The sequence below is a fragment of the Treponema sp. UBA3813 genome, assembly GCA_002368605.1.
Classification (GTDB): domain Bacteria; phylum Spirochaetota; class Spirochaetia; order Treponematales; family Treponemataceae; genus Treponema_D.
This window is the reverse complement of the sequence record DFEB01000012.1, coordinates 1-15,354: the sequence shown is the minus strand read 5'-3', so window position 1 is coordinate 15,354 and position 15,354 is coordinate 1. Positions and strand designations below refer to the sequence as shown.

General features: G+C 41.0%; 21 protein-coding genes. 6 read left to right on the top strand and 15 right to left on the bottom strand.

The window, feature by feature from the left end; genetic code table 11:
• Both B2089_RS01110 and B2089_RS01105 read right to left on the bottom strand, forming a co-directional pair.
• A partial coding sequence (locus tag B2089_RS01110) for a flavodoxin (protein WP_296685477.1) occupies positions 1 to 317 on the bottom strand: 317 nt, incomplete at its 3' end.
• Positions 318 to 321: 4 nt separating this feature from the next.
• Positions 322 to 450 carry a helix-turn-helix domain-containing protein gene (locus B2089_RS01105; RefSeq protein ID WP_296324008.1) on the bottom strand — a complete coding sequence of 43 codons (129 nt, stop codon included), beginning with the start codon at positions 448 to 450 and terminating at the stop codon, positions 322 to 324.
• Between B2089_RS01105 and B2089_RS01100 the strand changes: the two genes are divergently transcribed.
• Entirely contained in the window at positions 449 to 685 is a 237-nt protein-coding gene (locus B2089_RS01100; protein WP_296324014.1) for a hypothetical protein, read from the top strand. The two genes, B2089_RS01105 and B2089_RS01100, sit on opposite strands and share 2 nt — an antisense overlap.
• An 88-nt stretch (positions 686 to 773) precedes the next feature.
• Here B2089_RS01100 and B2089_RS01095 read toward each other — a convergent pair whose 3' ends face one another.
• Complete coding sequence (locus tag B2089_RS01095; RefSeq protein ID WP_296324017.1) at positions 774 to 1,064, bottom strand: cupin domain-containing protein; 291 nt, start codon at positions 1,062 to 1,064, stop codon at positions 774 to 776.
• Positions 1,065 to 1,187: 123 nt separating this feature from the next.
• On the opposite strand from B2089_RS01095, the gene B2089_RS01090 reads away from it, so the two are divergent.
• Positions 1,188 to 1,484 (top strand): hypothetical protein, encoded by a 297-nt coding sequence (locus B2089_RS01090; protein ID WP_296324020.1) that lies wholly within the window; start codon positions 1,188 to 1,190, stop codon positions 1,482 to 1,484.
• Positions 1,485 to 1,611: 127 nt separating this feature from the next.
• On the opposite strand, the gene B2089_RS01085 is transcribed toward B2089_RS01090, so the two are convergent.
• From B2089_RS01085 to B2089_RS01030, 12 genes are all read right to left on the bottom strand, one after another.
• Entirely contained in the window at positions 1,612 to 2,268 is a 657-nt protein-coding gene (locus B2089_RS01085; RefSeq protein WP_296324023.1) for a FliG C-terminal domain-containing protein, read from the bottom strand.
• A gap of 12 nt (positions 2,269 to 2,280) precedes the next feature.
• Positions 2,281 to 2,529, bottom strand: a complete 249-nt coding sequence (locus tag B2089_RS01080) for a hypothetical protein (RefSeq protein WP_296324025.1) — start codon at positions 2,527 to 2,529, stop codon at positions 2,281 to 2,283.
• Positions 2,516 to 2,740 carry a hypothetical protein gene (locus B2089_RS01075; RefSeq protein WP_296324028.1) on the bottom strand — a complete coding sequence of 75 codons (225 nt, stop codon included), beginning with the start codon at positions 2,738 to 2,740 and terminating at the stop codon, positions 2,516 to 2,518. Before B2089_RS01075 ends, B2089_RS01080 begins: the two co-directional genes overlap by 14 nt.
• Complete coding sequence (locus B2089_RS01070; protein ID WP_296324030.1) at positions 2,716 to 3,147, bottom strand: hypothetical protein; 432 nt, start codon at positions 3,145 to 3,147, stop codon at positions 2,716 to 2,718. Before B2089_RS01070 ends, B2089_RS01075 begins: the two co-directional genes overlap by 25 nt.
• A 150-nt stretch (positions 3,148 to 3,297) precedes the next feature.
• On the bottom strand, positions 3,298 to 3,852 hold the full coding sequence (locus B2089_RS01065) for a hypothetical protein (protein ID WP_296324034.1): 555 nt from the start codon (positions 3,850 to 3,852) through the stop codon (positions 3,298 to 3,300).
• A gap of 14 nt (positions 3,853 to 3,866) precedes the next feature.
• Complete coding sequence (locus B2089_RS01060) at positions 3,867 to 4,535, bottom strand: hypothetical protein (RefSeq protein ID WP_296324037.1); 669 nt, start codon at positions 4,533 to 4,535, stop codon at positions 3,867 to 3,869.
• Positions 4,536 to 4,904 (bottom strand): hypothetical protein, encoded by a 369-nt coding sequence (locus B2089_RS01055; protein WP_296324040.1) that lies wholly within the window; start codon positions 4,902 to 4,904, stop codon positions 4,536 to 4,538.
• A 222-nt stretch (positions 4,905 to 5,126) separates the two neighbouring features.
• Entirely contained in the window at positions 5,127 to 5,453 is a 327-nt protein-coding gene (locus B2089_RS01050) for a hypothetical protein (protein ID WP_296324043.1), read from the bottom strand.
• A 21-nt stretch (positions 5,454 to 5,474) separates the two neighbouring features.
• Entirely contained in the window at positions 5,475 to 6,806 is a 1,332-nt protein-coding gene (locus tag B2089_RS01045) for an SPFH domain-containing protein (RefSeq protein ID WP_296324045.1), read from the bottom strand.
• On the bottom strand, positions 6,806 to 7,696 hold the full coding sequence (locus B2089_RS01040) for a zinc ribbon domain-containing protein (RefSeq protein ID WP_296324047.1): 891 nt from the start codon (positions 7,694 to 7,696) through the stop codon (positions 6,806 to 6,808). The genes B2089_RS01045 and B2089_RS01040 overlap by 1 nt, the downstream gene beginning before the upstream one ends.
• Before the next feature lie 79 nt (positions 7,697 to 7,775).
• On the bottom strand, positions 7,776 to 10,718 hold the full coding sequence (locus B2089_RS01035) for a leucine-rich repeat domain-containing protein (protein WP_296324050.1): 2,943 nt from the start codon (positions 10,716 to 10,718) through the stop codon (positions 7,776 to 7,778).
• Positions 10,719 to 10,753: 35 nt separating this feature from the next.
• The gene (locus B2089_RS01030; RefSeq protein ID WP_296685466.1) at positions 10,754 to 11,191 is read right to left on the bottom strand and encodes a hypothetical protein; all 438 of its coding nucleotides are present in this window, start codon (positions 11,189 to 11,191) and stop codon (positions 10,754 to 10,756) included.
• Between the two features lie 492 nt (positions 11,192 to 11,683).
• On the opposite strand from B2089_RS01030, the gene B2089_RS01025 reads away from it, so the two are divergent.
• Genes B2089_RS01025 through B2089_RS01010 form a run of 4 tightly spaced genes read left to right on the top strand, consistent with a single transcriptional unit; the run spans position 11,684 to position 15,283 of the window.
• The gene (locus B2089_RS01025; RefSeq protein ID WP_296324059.1) at positions 11,684 to 12,985 is read left to right on the top strand and encodes an ATP-binding protein; all 1,302 of its coding nucleotides are present in this window, start codon (positions 11,684 to 11,686) and stop codon (positions 12,983 to 12,985) included.
• An 18-nt stretch (positions 12,986 to 13,003) separates the two neighbouring features.
• Positions 13,004 to 14,029, top strand: coding sequence for a sensor histidine kinase (locus tag B2089_RS01020; RefSeq protein ID WP_296324062.1), 1,026 nt, complete (start codon positions 13,004 to 13,006; stop codon positions 14,027 to 14,029).
• Complete coding sequence (locus tag B2089_RS01015; protein ID WP_296324065.1) at positions 13,980 to 14,666, top strand: response regulator transcription factor; 687 nt, start codon at positions 13,980 to 13,982, stop codon at positions 14,664 to 14,666. The genes B2089_RS01020 and B2089_RS01015 overlap by 50 nt, the downstream gene beginning before the upstream one ends.
• A gap of 26 nt (positions 14,667 to 14,692) precedes the next feature.
• Entirely contained in the window at positions 14,693 to 15,283 is a 591-nt protein-coding gene (locus B2089_RS01010) for a hypothetical protein (RefSeq protein ID WP_296685461.1), read from the top strand.
• The last annotated feature ends 71 nt before the right edge of the window (positions 15,284 to 15,354 follow it).

Sequence of the window (15,354 nt, the reverse complement as noted above, 5' to 3'; positions counted from 1 at the left end):
CCGTCGCCGATTTTCGCATTCGGGGCGAGTTTTGAAATGGCGGTGATGCTCTGCCCGAACCTGCCTCCGCCGTGGGAGCAGAATGGAAGAATCGTCTTCCCTGAAAAATCGTAGCTTTCAAGGAGCGTGGCAACAGGCATGGGGATGCTCGCCCACCAGTTGGGATAGCCGATGATGATTCTGCCGTATTCCGCCCATTTTTTCGCATCGATTCTGGTTTTGAGAGCGGGGCGGGCCTGCTTGTGCTGGTCGCGCTGAGCCTCTTTCAAGACTGTATTATAATTTGACGAGTAAGGATGTTCAAGTTCGATTTCCACCGTGTCAAAGCCTGTCTGCCGCTGGATTTCCTTTTCCTCTTTCCAAACCAGAAATATAGGTTCTGTCTAATTGAGTTAATTCGGCAAATTTTTCCTGTGAAAGTTTCTTTTTTAACCTGAAAGCCGAAAACATGAAAAAAAATCTTAAAATCGTGGCAATTCTTGCCGCAATGGCTTTGACTTGTGCATTCTTTGGATGCTCAAACGAAAATTCATCTGATGATGAATCCAACGACCAGTCAATATCTCTTTCTGACGGAGACTACACATTAACAATAACGCAAAGTGCTGATCTTACGAAACAAATGACCACAGACGAACTTGCTGCTTTTAATGCAAAGAACGATGAGAACCGTAAAAATGGATAAAGACTAGCAACACTTCATAGCCGGCATTGCACTTTCGTGCAATGCGCTACAACCTGTTCTCAGGTGGACAGACTTCCCCCATCCTCCATCACTTCAATTTCCCATAATCCTCATCGCTGACTTTTTCGCACCAAGTCGTGCTGCCTTCCTCACCGGGAATCTCCAGCGCAAGATGGCTGAACCAAGAATCTGCGGCCGCTCCATGCCAGTGCTTTACTCCGGCGGGAATGTTTACCACGCTTCCGGGAAGCAGTTCCACGGCCTCTTTTCCCTCTTCCTGATACCAGCCACGGCCACCCACGCAGATAAGCATTTGTCCGCCGCCAGATTTTGCATTGTGGATGTGCCAGTTGTTTCGGCAGCCCGGCTCGAAGGTCACATTGAAGACAGGAATCTGCTCTTTTGAGACTTGCGCAAGATAGCTCTGCCCTGTGAAATATTTTCCGTAAGGATTTTGCTCTCCCGGAAGGAGAGAAAGCCCAGAACCAGTTTTTTTCGTCAGATGACACCCAACACCGGTGACTATGACGAAAAACTTTTTGGCGAAGTCTTGAGCAAAGTCCTTTCAGACGCAAGGGAAATGACAGGAAAAAAAGCAATCTACATCACCCATTCCCAGGGCGGACGGGTTGGCTGGCAGACCGACACAGAGAACATGGCGGCAATTGTTGCAATCGAGCCGGGCGGAACGCCCGTAGTGGGAAGCGAAGAATACAAAAAATTCCTCGCGGCAAAAATCCCCATGGTCATCTATTTTGCCGACCACATAGAAAAATGGCTTAAGGAAAGGGGGCTGTAAGGAAATACAAAAGGGGGAAGTCTCCCCCTCGTTCCAGCCCGCTTCGCGGTTGAGCGAGGCTCGGTGAAGGCTGTGTCTGAACCGCTTCTACCTCGCTCTCACTTCGTTGCTCACGTCCATTCGGATTCTATTCTAGCATTCTTTCATCCCGATTCCGAACAAGCACAATTTCGCCTTGTTCTTCTAGCCGTGCCATAATCCGTATTATTTCGTCCTGGGCAGCACGGGCATCAATCAGGCGGATTGGTTCCATATATTCTATTTCTTCGCGGAGATTTGCGGCTGCCTTTTTTGACATATTGCGGTAGATTTTATCCTGAATGTTGAAGTCAGAAATTTTAAGGGCTTTTGCGAGTGTTCCGTTATCAGTTTCACGGAGAACCTTTTGAATATCACGGTCTCCGAGAAGAAGCAGCTCCGAAAAAGTCCACAATTCATTTTTCAGAGCCTCACGGAGCGAGTCTTTTCGTTCTGTAATCAAGCGGGCTTCAATCTGGCGGCGTGACTCTTCTCCTATGGCAAGAAACGAGCGGTGAACGGCATGGCCAGATTCGCAGACATTCTTCTTGTAAAAATTCTGAATCAGATTTTCAATTTCAGCTTCAAAACGGCGGAGCAACATTTCGCCCTCATTTTCAAGCCCGAAATTTTCAGAGTCAAGCTCAAAGAGGACATTTGCTTTTACCTCATTCCCATGTTTTTCGGCTTCTTCCAGAATCAGCTTGCGAAGAAATTTTCTGTCCTCGTGAACCTGCGCGATTTTTTCTGAGGCAGACTTTTCCATTTTTGCCCCTCCTTATGCTAAGTTAGAAACTGCATATTTTGTTTCATTTTCCATTTTATTTTCTACCGCTTCAAACGAATAGAAATTTCCGTCTTTTATTTTCTCACCAATTTCTTCCCAGATTTTTGGCATAAAAATCAGCGAATAAGATTTTTTTTCACCGTGCAAGGTCGCCGTGGCAAAATGCTTTTCCTTAAAAGTTTTTAAGACATTCAGATTGACAAGCGTTCCGCTTACAGTTTGCGTATTATTCTGCTCCATTTGTTTCCTCTTTAGATTTTTCGTCATTCCTTTTTTTCTCTTTTTCGATTTCTGAATCTGAAAAACAGAACAGAGTTTGGATTGCTTTTAAAATCTCCATAACTTCTACGTTATCACAATCGTCATAAAGAACATAAAGTCCTGTGAGCGTAGAAAGAGCGTCTTTTCTGTTTTCGTCAGCAGGATTTATCTGGCTAAAGGTTTTCTGCACGTCACTCCAGACAGAAGAAAGTCTTTCTTGCATTTCGCGTGCTTCTTTTTTCCATGCCGTCTGTTTTTTTGTTTTTTCTTTTTGATTTTCGTGTTTGACTTTTCTTTTTCCAAAACTGAATCAAGGCTCCCGTATTTTTCTATGAAAAGCTTCATAAATGTTCTTGTAATTTCCTGTGATGTTTCGTCGTCTTCCCAAGAGCCGTCTGAGCTTGAGTCCAAAGAGCCTGATTTACGCCGTGTCATAACAAGGCTGTCTGCCGCCATTCCTGGAGCAATGTTATAAAGAGCGTGATAGGTCGCTTTTTTCCAGGAAATTGGATTTTCATCTTTAGCTTCACTGTCGCTTTTTGCCTTATAATTTTGTGCGGAAAGCTTTATCTTTTCAAAAAATTCAGCTTCGGTCATTTATTTCCCCTTGTTTTCATCTTTATGTTCATGGAATCTCTAAAAATTGCAATTTTTAGAGATAACTTTGAAAATGCGACGTTTTAATTCCTGCTATTTTCAGGAATTAAAACTCGGCGGCAATCTCTAGGAATCCACAAAAGTGGATTTCTAGAGATGCCCTTCATCTTCACCTGCTTCAATATATTCGCGAAGGCTGGTTGTTCGGCGCGGGTGTCGCCTTATTGCTTCAAGCTGTTTTGCCGCCTCTTCTATTGCAGGGTCTGTTTTCTGGAACATAGTCCGCTTTGGTGGTATAAATGCAAAAGAAAGCTCCTTCGCCAAAGCAGTTCCTTTCCAGCCGCGGCCAAAAGCCTTTTTGTGTCCTTCCTCGCTGAATTGAATCGTGCAGTACAGATAGCCGCGTATTTCGTAAAAGCCAAGCTCAAAATCCGCCATGTCATCGGGAAAAAGTTTTTGCATTGCCTCAGTAAAAAGACGCGCGACAACTTCCTTGTCCCATTTTACAAGCATTTCATTGAGCAGAACGCTAAAATCCCTTAAAAATACGCCGAGTTTTGCCTTGCCAACGCAAAAAGGCGGAATTGAAATCTCTGCAATCTTGGAATCGCTCTGTTTTGGATAAAAAGAATACAAAAGATTGATGTAATTATCCTCACATTCAATCACAAAATCTGAGAGCTTAAACGTTTCAACTATTACCATTTTTCCCTCCTTATTTACAAATCCATAAAAATATTTATGAAGCCAGAGCTTCCGTTAATGGCGCTTTCTATTGCAAGCGCGATTCCTGCTTTTTGTGGCAGAAGAAGATTTTGAAACAACGAAGGATACTGAACCGTTTTTATTTCTGAATAATCTGGAAGATTTGTTTTTCCGCAACAGGTAAAAGCCCTGTACAAAAGTTGTAAAACGGGCTTTGTAACAGTTTCCTGCATTTCCAGAATTTCGCCGTCCGTGAATTCGTGAAAGCCTTTTTCTTCTATTTCAGAAATCAATTGTTTTATGAGAAGATTCCTTTCTTCCGATTCGCCTACAAACTGTTCATGCAAAAAATGAAGCGTGCGGCGATAGTAAATTGCTCCAAACAAAAGCGAATCTACTTCTACAAGAACAATTTTATTTCCCCATTTTGCAAAAGTCATTATTGTGCGGTTAGAAACAGAACGCAAAAATGATTCATAAGTGATTTTATCAAGAGAGCCTAAAGAAAAACTAAAAGAAGTTCCAAGTGCTGTATTAAAATAGACAGGCATATCCGCAACAAGTCGCTTTGACACATTATTTAAAAACGGGTCAGAAACGCTTGTGTCCTGTGTCGGTACGCTTTCTATTTTACTAAAAAGCTCGTCCATTTCACTTTGAGAGAGTTCTCCGTCTTCTGTCATTTATTTTGCCTCCGTTTTAGTTCCAGTATGTAACTCACTTAAAAGTTTTTCTATTTTTCCGACAGCCTTTATAAGCCGTTTCTGATAAAACTGCTTTCGTGGTGCATTTTCCATTTTTGTAAAATTAGATACTCGAGAAAGAGCAAGCTTGTAATCCTCCTTAATTTCAAAGAAAATTGTTTTTGCTTCGTCTAGCTCCGCTTTTGCCTCTTTGTATTTTTCTTCACCTTTGTAGCCTGAAAATTTCTTTCTTAGTGCAGCGACAGGCGTGACTAAATCCTCTATGCAATTTTCAATCGTGCTGACATTCAGCTCCATTTTTCTGATGTATGTTTGAGCCTTGTCTTTTTCCCCTTGTATTTCTGCCATATTTTTCAACCTCGTCTAATCTTTACCCAGACTCTTTTTTATCAAATCACAAAAATATTCAAGAGAGCCACAGCCTTTTACCAAAAGTGCCGCCTCGCTTAAAAAGTCTCCGTCTCCATTTCTGATATTGCGTTTTCATTGAATACACCTTCGTTTTCAACGCCAAGCCAACCGTGAAGAATGTTTACCTTAAACATAAAAGACCTCTGATTGAGTCTCCGTCTACAAATTTTTTGCGACGAGGTAAAAAATCATCGCGTAGACCAGAACCAAAATTCCTGTGATGATTATATATGGTGCTTGTCGAAATCCTGCAAATGCGAAAATCAGATGCTCGATAAGACTGAATGCAAAAAAGCACACTGAAAGAGCTTTTAGATTGCCGCTTCCCCGACCGAAAGAAACTGCAAGAATTCCAGAAAGCGTTATAAACGACACAAAAGTTGAGCCAATTACGAGATAAAGATTTTCTGTTCCTGCCCAAAACCCGTAGCCGATTAGGGCTGAAATTGCAAACGCTATAAAAAGCAAAAACCAGTTGACTTTCATAAAAACTCCTATAGAACATTTTTAGTTTGCCGACGAAACAGGCGGAATCGGAGGAACATTTGTTCCGAACAAAGCCGAAAGTTCTGCCACAGTTCCAGCACTCTGCCAGTTTTCCATGCCTTGCTTCCAGACAAGACTTTCTTTTGTAAGCTGACCGCTTGCCACCATCTGAGCCAACGCCGTAACCGTATAAGGTCCCGTCGGCTTTCCGTTCACGGCGACATTATACATAGAAGGAACAGGAGGAACGGAAGTCTGAACTTGCTTTGCGCTGCTTCCAAGAATTCCGCTCATCATTCCCGCCATATTCTGACCGAGTACACTTCCAAGTGACATTCCAACCATCATTCCTGCCGGGTTGAATCCGTTTCCTGCGATATTTATTTCTCCGCCGCCGTTCGTGCCCATTTTGCCGAATGCTTCTGCATTTGCAATTCCAACCGCTGTCTGCTGATTAAGCTGATGAGCCGAAATATTTGCGCTTTCAGTCTGCAATCTCTGAGCGCGCTGCATTTCTTCGATTTGAACTCTCTGCATGTCCTGCATCTGTTTGATGTTTACAGCTGCCTGAGCCAAAGTAGTCTGCATGGTTACGTTTTGTGTAACGCTCATGAGTTTTTGATAGCCGTCGCTTGTTTTATCAATCTCAATTTCTGAAATATCAACTTCAGTTACGCTAACTCCAAAATCATTTTGAAGCCGTGGTTTTACAAGCTGGTTTACGCCTTCGTTAATCTCGCGGATTTTTCGTTCAAGCTGAATCACAGGAAGCCCTTTTTCGCTCGGAATATTTGTAACAAGTTCTTTTACATATCTTTTGACTGCGGAGCGAATCTGAGTCTGAAAATCTTGAAGATTGAATTCAACAAGCCTGTGAAGTTTTATAAATTCTTTGTAATCGGTAATCTTGAAGTTAATCACCCCTCGGACTGCGACAGGAACTGCGAAATCCATAAATCGCGGGTCTGCCACATCAAAGTACGGAACTCCGAACTGAACTTGATTTATTTTTGCAAGGTTGATGAAGTAAATTTCTGCCTGAAAAGGGGATGATCCGCCGAAAGCAAGACCTACAATCGAAGAAAGAACAGGAAAATTCGCAGTCTTAATCGTATCGTCAAAGGGGCCTTCAATAAAATCCTGCATTTTTCCGTCTTTTTGTGCATAAACGAAAACAGCAACCTCACCATCTTTTACGCGCAAAGAAGAACCGTAGCGGATTGCATTTTCTTTTTTGGAAAGATTTTCCGCCTCGTCAACATCAGGCCTCCATTTCCAAATCAAATAATCTTTTTCATCACAGCGGATGACATCCATCAAACCGCCTTCTTTTTTATTTTTGAAGATTCCCATTATTTGCCACCTCTTCGTTTTGAGTCTATCTGTTTTTGAAGTAATTCCCGCTTGGAATTCCATATTTCTCTTTCAGACTGATAATATTTGTTATCAGAAGCCCCTTCTTTCCAACGTAATTCCATTAGTTTCAGTTCCGCTGAATCATAGTCCCCGGCTTTTATTTCTGACTGAATTTCAGACATCAGACTTTCAAGACGAGCATTTTCAGTTTCTCGTGGGGTAAAATCCAACTGGCCTGTTTTTTTCAAAAAGACAATAGGTGCAAGAGCGAATACGATGAGAAAAATAAAAGAAATAACTGTCATGGTTATGATTTTCTTTTTTGTAGCTTTTTGCTTTTTTTGAAGATTATTTACTTCCTCAAATGCTTCGCTGACTATTTTTGAAAGCTGCTCAAAATCTTCCTTGTCTTCACCGAATGTAAGCTTCGCTTTTAACTGAATCTGCTCAAGCTTATTTTTCCATGCGATGTAAAAATCTTCCTGGCTTACTTTATTCTGATTTTGATTTCCTGTAAAAACATTCTTATATGCTCCAAGAATGCCGCCCTGTTCATTCAATGTGCTCATCATATAGTTTTGTAAGTTCAGTTTTGAGCTTTGAGAATTTGCGAGCGATTTTGTCTGCTGACTTGCGAGAATAGCGAATTCAAGAATATCTTCTTTTGAATTCGGAACAGGAAAATTCTTTATGAGTTCAAGCCTCTGCCATTTGTTATTTTCCCTTTGATAAACATAAAAGAAATCTTTTACTGACTTTACTGCTTCAATTCCAGAGAACTCAAATCCGCATGAAGGACATTTTATCTTAAAGCTCTGAAAAGGTTGCCCACAATTAGGGCATTTTTTGATTTTTCCGACGAATTCTTGCTGACGAGTTTCTGGCATATTGTTGATCCTTTATTGAAAAAAAATAACGGCAGAATTTTCCGAAAACGAAAAATCCTGCCGAATGTGATGCTTGGTCTTATTTTATTCTATAGTCATAAAAACCTAAGCCTGTTTTATCCGCAATATCCTTTATCTTTCCGTCGCTTGTTGTTGTAATGGTAAAGATACCTCTTGGATTCGCGATTTTTTCTTTTTCTGCTTTAGCTTTGCTGATTTCACCCTCAGAATCATCTAGCTGAATTTTTACTATGGATTTTGAATCGGCAGGGAAAAGACCTTCAAGATTTTCCATAAGCCAAGATTTTATTTCTTTGTTCAGCGGAACAAATTTTCTTGGGGTGCTGTCATGGGAGCGTTTAAGAGAATCTGTTTCGCTTTTAAGCTTTTCGTCAGAAAGCACGTCAATTCTAACAAGGCGAAGCTCATTTTCAGAAAGCGCGAATCTGCGGTAAGCGTTTGTGAACGGCTTTGTTTCACCTTCATAGATTCGCCATTTTTCAAAACTTCGCTCATAGGCTTTCTGTGACTTATGATTTTGAATCGCATTGTTTGCGATACAGATTACCAGAACTGCCCCAACTGCGGCTGTAGCGATTTTGAACCATTTTTTCTGCCAGAGAACCTTGAATGGTATTTTGTGGCAAATAAGCACAAGAATAAGCGGAATAAAATAAGTGAAGAGATTGAGAATTATGAAACCAATCTTTTTCGGATTGCTCCAATTTGCCCAAAAGCCTCTGTTTAAGATGGAAGTGCCTGAAGAGAAATTAAAAGAACCTTTGCTATTGCCAAACGATAGTTTTAAGTTATCATCTCCTGCACATTCCAACGCATTGCTGAATGCTTCTTTTGCTCTTTCTGGATTGTATTCAGAGTTGTCCTTATATCCGCCGCCGGTAACAGGAATCTTTCGTAAAGAAAGACAGCCGACAAATGAATCCTTTATCTCTGTTTTTCCACTAACACTTGCAGATTGCAAAGAAAAGCACATGTTAAAGCTTCCATTTATTTCCTTAATGTTTTGTGGCAAAGATATAGATTTTAAGGAAATACAGTTGCAGAATGCCTCATTGATTTTTGCTACTCCCTGCGGAATATTTATAGAAGTCAAAGAGTAACAATAGCCAAACGTTCTTTTTTGAAGTTCCTTTATGCTTGATGGAAGTTTTATATCTGAAAGAGCATAACAGAACGAGAGCACATCTGTGCCTAATTCTGTTATTCCTTCTGCGATGGAAACTTTCTTCAATGACTTACAACTTTGGAACGCAAAGTCACCGATTTTTTTAATGTTTACAGGGATTGTTAATTCTGTGATTCCAGTATCCTTGAAAGCTCTTTCTCCCAATTCCTCAATCTTTAAGAGTATATCATCAACAGAAGTAATAGATTCGCAGTATTCAAATGCATCTCCAATTTTTGTAACTGAGTTTGGGATCTTTACTGATTTAAGTTTCTTACACTTATAAAACAGTTTTCCTTCAAGCTCTGTTATTCCTTCTGGCAAGCTGATTGTTTCCAACGCTGTACATTCAGAGAATGTCTCTTCTCCAAGCGATTTTACACCTTCGGCTATGTTTACGCTCTTCAATGACGGGCATTCAGAGAAAACAGATTCACCAAAAGTTTTGATACTGTTAGGAATAGATACAGAGCTTAAACTCTCGCATTCCCAGAAAACACCATTTCCAAGTTCGGTGATTGTATCAGGAATCTCAAACGACTCAAAACCTGTTTTTGAAAAAGCATATTTTTTGATTTTAGTAACAGAAGTTGGAAGTTCAATAGCTTTAAGACCTGTACATTCTTGGAACATATGTTCCCAAAGTTCGTTTACACCTTCGGCAATATCAACTGATTCCAAAGCTTTACATTCAGCAAAAATGCATTCTCCTGCTGTTTTTATGCTGTTAGGAATAGATACATATTTTAAATTTTCACATTTCCAGAAGACATAGTCTCCAAGCTCTGCGATTGTTTCTGGAATTTCAAACGAGTCGAATCCTGTTATTGAAAGTGCATAGCTTTTGAGTGTTGTTACTGACTTTGGCAAGGTAATTTCTTTTAACGACTTACAGCCTTGAAAAGCATATTCGCTGATTGCCTTTACACCATCTTCAATTACAACTTTTTCAAGTGATTCACATATTGCAAATGCAGCTTTTCCAATCTCTTTTACACTTCCTGGAATATTTACGGAAGAAAGTGATGTACACGCCTGAAAAGCATGTTCGCCAATTGTCGCTACACCTTCTTCAAATACAGCTTGTTCAATGGATTCGCATTTAAAAAAAGCACCTTTACCAATTTTTTTTATACTTTTAGGAATGGTGATAGAAGAAAGCGATGTACACTCTTGAAATGCATGTTCTCCAATTTCTTCAAGGGTATTTGGCAGCGTAATTGATTTTAAGTCTTTACATTCAAAACAAGCGTCTTCGGCAATTTCAACAACGCCATCTAAAACTGTAAAGCGGCGAACAGTTTCATTTACACCGACAAGCGTTGTTTTGTCAGGACTGTAGTATGCACCGTCAATTTCAACACATTTTGCCATTGCATCCTGCCGCTTTTTTCGGCGTGCTTCCAACTCTTCTTTTGCTTTTCGTTCTTTCTCGGCTTTCTCTTTTGCGGCAGCTTCTTCTTCTTGCTTTTTTCTGTATTCTTTTTCACATGCATAGCTACAGAAATCATCAGAATATCCATCATTATGCCAATTGTTAATATATTTTTTTCCGCAGTTTTTACAAATGCAGGTATCTCTCTCATTTTCCCAACAATCACCGTGATACCATTTACCATTCTGAAATGTTTCTCCCCAACCGTTGTTTGGATCAATTTTTTCCCCACAATACGCACAGGTATGCCAAGAGGCTTTTATATCCTCTTTTCTCATTTCCTGCTTATGATTAAATTCATCAACACAGGCTTCACAACAAAAATCCCGACCATTGCTTGTCCAATATTTTGTGCTATCAGAAAATCTTCTGCCACAATTTTCGCATACTAAAATTGCCATATATTTTCTCCTTTTTTTCGGTTATTTCCGAAGTTTTAATTTAATATTTCAAAGATTCGCAAAGCGAACTTTTCTTTGCCATTGTTACCGCTGGCGAGTTCTTTGCTAAAACGACAGACAATATCTGTTTCAGTAAAATATTCTGTCGAATTTTTAGCCAATTTGGTCTTTTCCTTGAATGTTGTGCTTACCCCTTCTGGCAAAGAGAATTTTCTTTTTTCTCCTTCTGGAAAAGACATAAGTTCATTCATAAATGAACCCCAATCCTTCCTCTTTTTGTATTTAGCTTGCATTTGAGGACTTGCGATATAAATGGAAAGTCTTTTTTCTCCACGTTTAGATTTTTTCAGGCGATTGAAATCTCTGATTAAATTTCCTGCCCAGTCAAATTTCTCTGGAGTAGAGCCTTCTTGTCTGTGATACTTGAATTCAGCGGCAATAGATGGAATTATCGCATTTTCTTCGATGTGCATATCAAGCTCAAGTTCTTCGCTTCCTGTACAATCAAAAGTTCCCTTTTCTTCTAAATCAATTTCATTCGGCTTTATTCCGTTTTGAGTACAAGCATGAAAAAAAAGATAGCGTATCGTGTCTTCTGAAATTGAGCGTATTGTGTCTTCTGAAACGGAATCAAGGGTTTTACTGATTTTTGAAAAGCGTTCGTTCAATAAAATCGCAAAATCAATGAAAATCTTCTGTAGATTCAGTTCTTTTTTAAGTTTTTCAGGCACAATCTTCTCCTCGCAGCAAAAGTTCAGAATATTTGTTTAGATTATTTTATTTCCGAAACTTTCTGCTGTCATGAGTAATTTTCCCGCGTTGGGTCGGGATTTTTTCCCGATTTTTTTGGCGGCATTTTATACAGTTTTGCTTAACATCCATTTGCCTTTACATAATCGTTAAAATGCGTTATTGTAACTTTCGGAAATATTGTAGAAATACGCAATTTTTCCGAAAGTTATAATATGGAACGGCCTGTTTATTTGGACGCGTTAAAGCGCAGAAAAGAAAATTCTCTCGTCAAAGTCATTACCGGTATCCGTCGGTGCGGCAAATCTTATCTTTTGTTCACTCTTTACCATCAGTATTTGAATTCAATCGGTGTTGACGACAATCATATTATTGAGCTTGCTTTGGACGACGACTTGAACGCGCAGTACCGCAATCCGCTAGAGCTTGGAAAACATATCCGCTCGCTTATTAAAGGCAAATCAAAAATGCATTATGTTTTTTTGGACGAGATTCAGAAAGTCGCCGAGATTAAAAATCCTTATTTGCCGGACAGCGACGAAACGATTACCTTTGTCGATGTTTTGAACGGGCTTATGAAGCTTCCGAATGTTGACATTTATGTAACCGGCTCAAACTCAAAAATGCTGTCTTCCGACATTCTTACGGAATTCCGCGGTCGTGGTGACGAAATCCGCGTTCATCCGCTTTCTTTTTCAGAATTTTGCGTAGGCTATAAAGGCGGGAACTCATGGCAGGAATATCTTACTTTTGGCGGAATGCCCTTCCTGCTCAGTTTGAATTCACCGCAGGACAAGGCAAAATACCTGCATGATTTGTTTGATAAAATATACTTGTCTGATGTGATGGCTCGGAATAAAATCCTGTCAGAAAAATCTGTCCTTGATGATTTGCTCGATTTTACGGCGTCGTCTGTAGGCTCGCTTGTGAATTCGACCACGCTCTCAAACACTTTCAAGAGCGTCAAGAAAACTAAAATTGATGACGCGACGGTTCAAACTTACCTTGATTATTTTGAGGAAGCCTTTATGGTTGAAAAGCTAAAGCGCTATGACATAAAAGGGAAAAAGCATATTGGCGCGCTTTACAAGTATTTTTATGAAGATGTGGGGCTTCGAAACGCAAGGTTGAATTTCCGCCAGCAGGAAGAAAATCACATAATGGAAAACATTGTTTTTAACGAGCTTAAAATCCGTGGCTATGATGTTGATGTGGGCGCGGTGGAATATAACTCAAAGAATTCTTTGGGGCAGAGCATCCGAACTAAGCTTGAAGTTGATTTTGTGGCAAACCGAGGGAACGAACGCATTTACATACAGGTTGCGCTCTCTGTTGCGGACGAAGAAAAGCGGCTTCAGGAAACCAATTCCTTTTCGCGCATAAAGGATTCATTTTCAAAGCTTGTGCTTGTAAAAGAGCCTATAATTCCGTGGCAGGATGAAAACGGTGTCAGGTATATGGGCATTCAGGAATGGCTAAAAGATTCGGGATTTTTTCCTGAACGCAAAGCCCCTTGATGTGATATAATTTTTGCCATGCAATTTTCACGGCCGCTTTACATTGAATACATCCTCATTTTTATTGCGGTGATGACTTTTTCTTCCACGGCAGTTTTCAAGTCGCAGGCGATGAAGAAGTTTGACAGCCTTGACCAGAAGTTTATCGAGATTCAACAATCGGAGCTGGATATTTCTGAGATTGAAAAAGATTGCGTTCCATACACTTACTTTGATAAAAATCTTTCGCAGAAATTCCAGTCGCTCCGTTCACTCGTGCTTTCGGACACGGGCGGCGCTTTTGCGATAGAACTTTCGCAGTTTCAGAACGAAATCCATAAAAGTCAGAGAGGAATTGCATTCGGCTACGACAGTTTTTTATATTTTTCTGCGATTCTGTTTTTGATTGCGCTGGGCGTTATAATCACAAAAAAGATTTCCCAAAAGGCGGAATTTGAGCGGCGGGAAGCAATCAGCGAGGAACAGAAAAATTTAAGCCGCACCCTTCACGACGGCGTGGCACAGGATTTGGCGGCGATTAAAATCTACCACAAAAAAGGCGACGATGATAAAGCGGCTTTTTACACCGACCGTGCCTTGAGCGAAGTCCGCTACCTGATTGACTCTTCGCGCCTTGAATTTGACGAGGATTTTGAATCTCTCATCAAAAAAACGCTTGCGGCCTTTGAAGCGAATCACGAAATCAAAACGACGACAATCATCACTTCGGATTTTCTCGGAAAGCTCAAAAGTGAATCCCAGGTGGAAATACTTCACATTCTGCAGGAAGCATTGAGCAATATCGCTCGGCACGCAAACGCGACAGAAGTAAAAGTGAGAATCACCGATGTCGTGGACGAAATGCGATTTTCCATCAGCGACAACGGAAAAGGATTTTTGGAAGAGGCGGTTGAATCACAAAAATCTGATGGAAAAAACGCGCAACGCAAGCACTGGGGGCTGAACAACATCCGCGAGCGTGTTCAAAAGCTTGGCGGCACGGTAGAATTCATAAATGACGGAGGAACGACAGTTGCAATCTCAATTAAAAATCCTGTTTCTTGACGACCATGCGGGACTTCGTGACGGAATCGGCTTTCTTCTTTCTCAAAAAAATGGCAGACTGAAATTTTTCTATGCAACAAATCGTGAAGAAAGCGAAAAAATCCTGCGCGAAAATTCCGAAATCTCGCTTGCGATAATCGACTTGAATCTTGAGGACGAAAGCAAAGACGGACTTTCGGCATTAAAGGCGTTCCGAAAAATCAAGGCGGACTTAAAGGCAATCATTTTTACGATGTACGCAGACCCGATTCACATTGAGCGGTCGCTAAAGGCTGGCGTTCAGGGCTATGTCACAAAAAACGCCGAGATTGAAGAGCTTGAAAACGCGATTCTGACCGTTGCCAGCGGAAAAACCTGCTTCAACAGCGCGGCAAGCCGCATCATGCAGCAGATGATTTCTCCGGATAACGTTCTGGATGAAAAATTTTCTTACATGGATTACAAGTCGCTCACAAAATCTGAGCAGGAAGTTTTCTCGCTCCTTGCGCAGAAAAAAGAAACCGACGAAATCGCAAAAATGCTTGGCAAAAAGGAAAAGACTGTCATAAATCAGCGTTCGATAATTTACCAGAAACTGAATGTTCACGACAGGCTTGAGCTGATTGAGTTCGCAAAAAATATTGGGGTGCTGTTTTGAAAACTAAAAGTCATTATAAATTCGGCATGACACTGTTGTTTTCCGCTCTCTGCATAATCATTGCCTTTATCGCAAACTTCTTCGGCTCGGTTCTGGCGCGGAACATCACGCTTCCGCTTTACCTTGATTCTGTCCTCACCCTTGCGGTAACGGCTCTGTGCGGACTTTGGGCAGGAATTGCGTGCGCAGTTCTTTCAAACGGCGCGCTCTGGATTTTTTACAACACTTCGCTTCCGTTCACGCTCTGCCATGTTCTTACGGCGGTGTGTGCGTATTTCACTTTCAGAAAATACAAGATTCCGAAACAAAGCGACCGCAATAACGCAAGCGGGCAAGTTCGGAATGACAAGGCACAGCTTCCAATCGGCACGTTTTTGTGGGCAGGGCTTTGGAGCGCAATCACGAACGCAATTTCGGGCAATGTGCTTGTTAGCCTTTTATTTGCGAGCGCAACAAGCCCTAACGTGGATTCCAGCGTGCAGGGAATTTTTATCGTAGTTCCGAACCTGACTTTCGCGACATATTACGCGGGCGTTCTCACCAACCTGACCGACAAAATAATCAGCGCAGTGGTGAGTTTTGGGGTGTATAAAGCAGTAAAACAAATCAAAGTATAAAAAACGCCAGCCCTGCCGCAAAAGCAAGAGAAACGAGTATGCGCACGACGAATGAGCCTTACGGCTCGTTC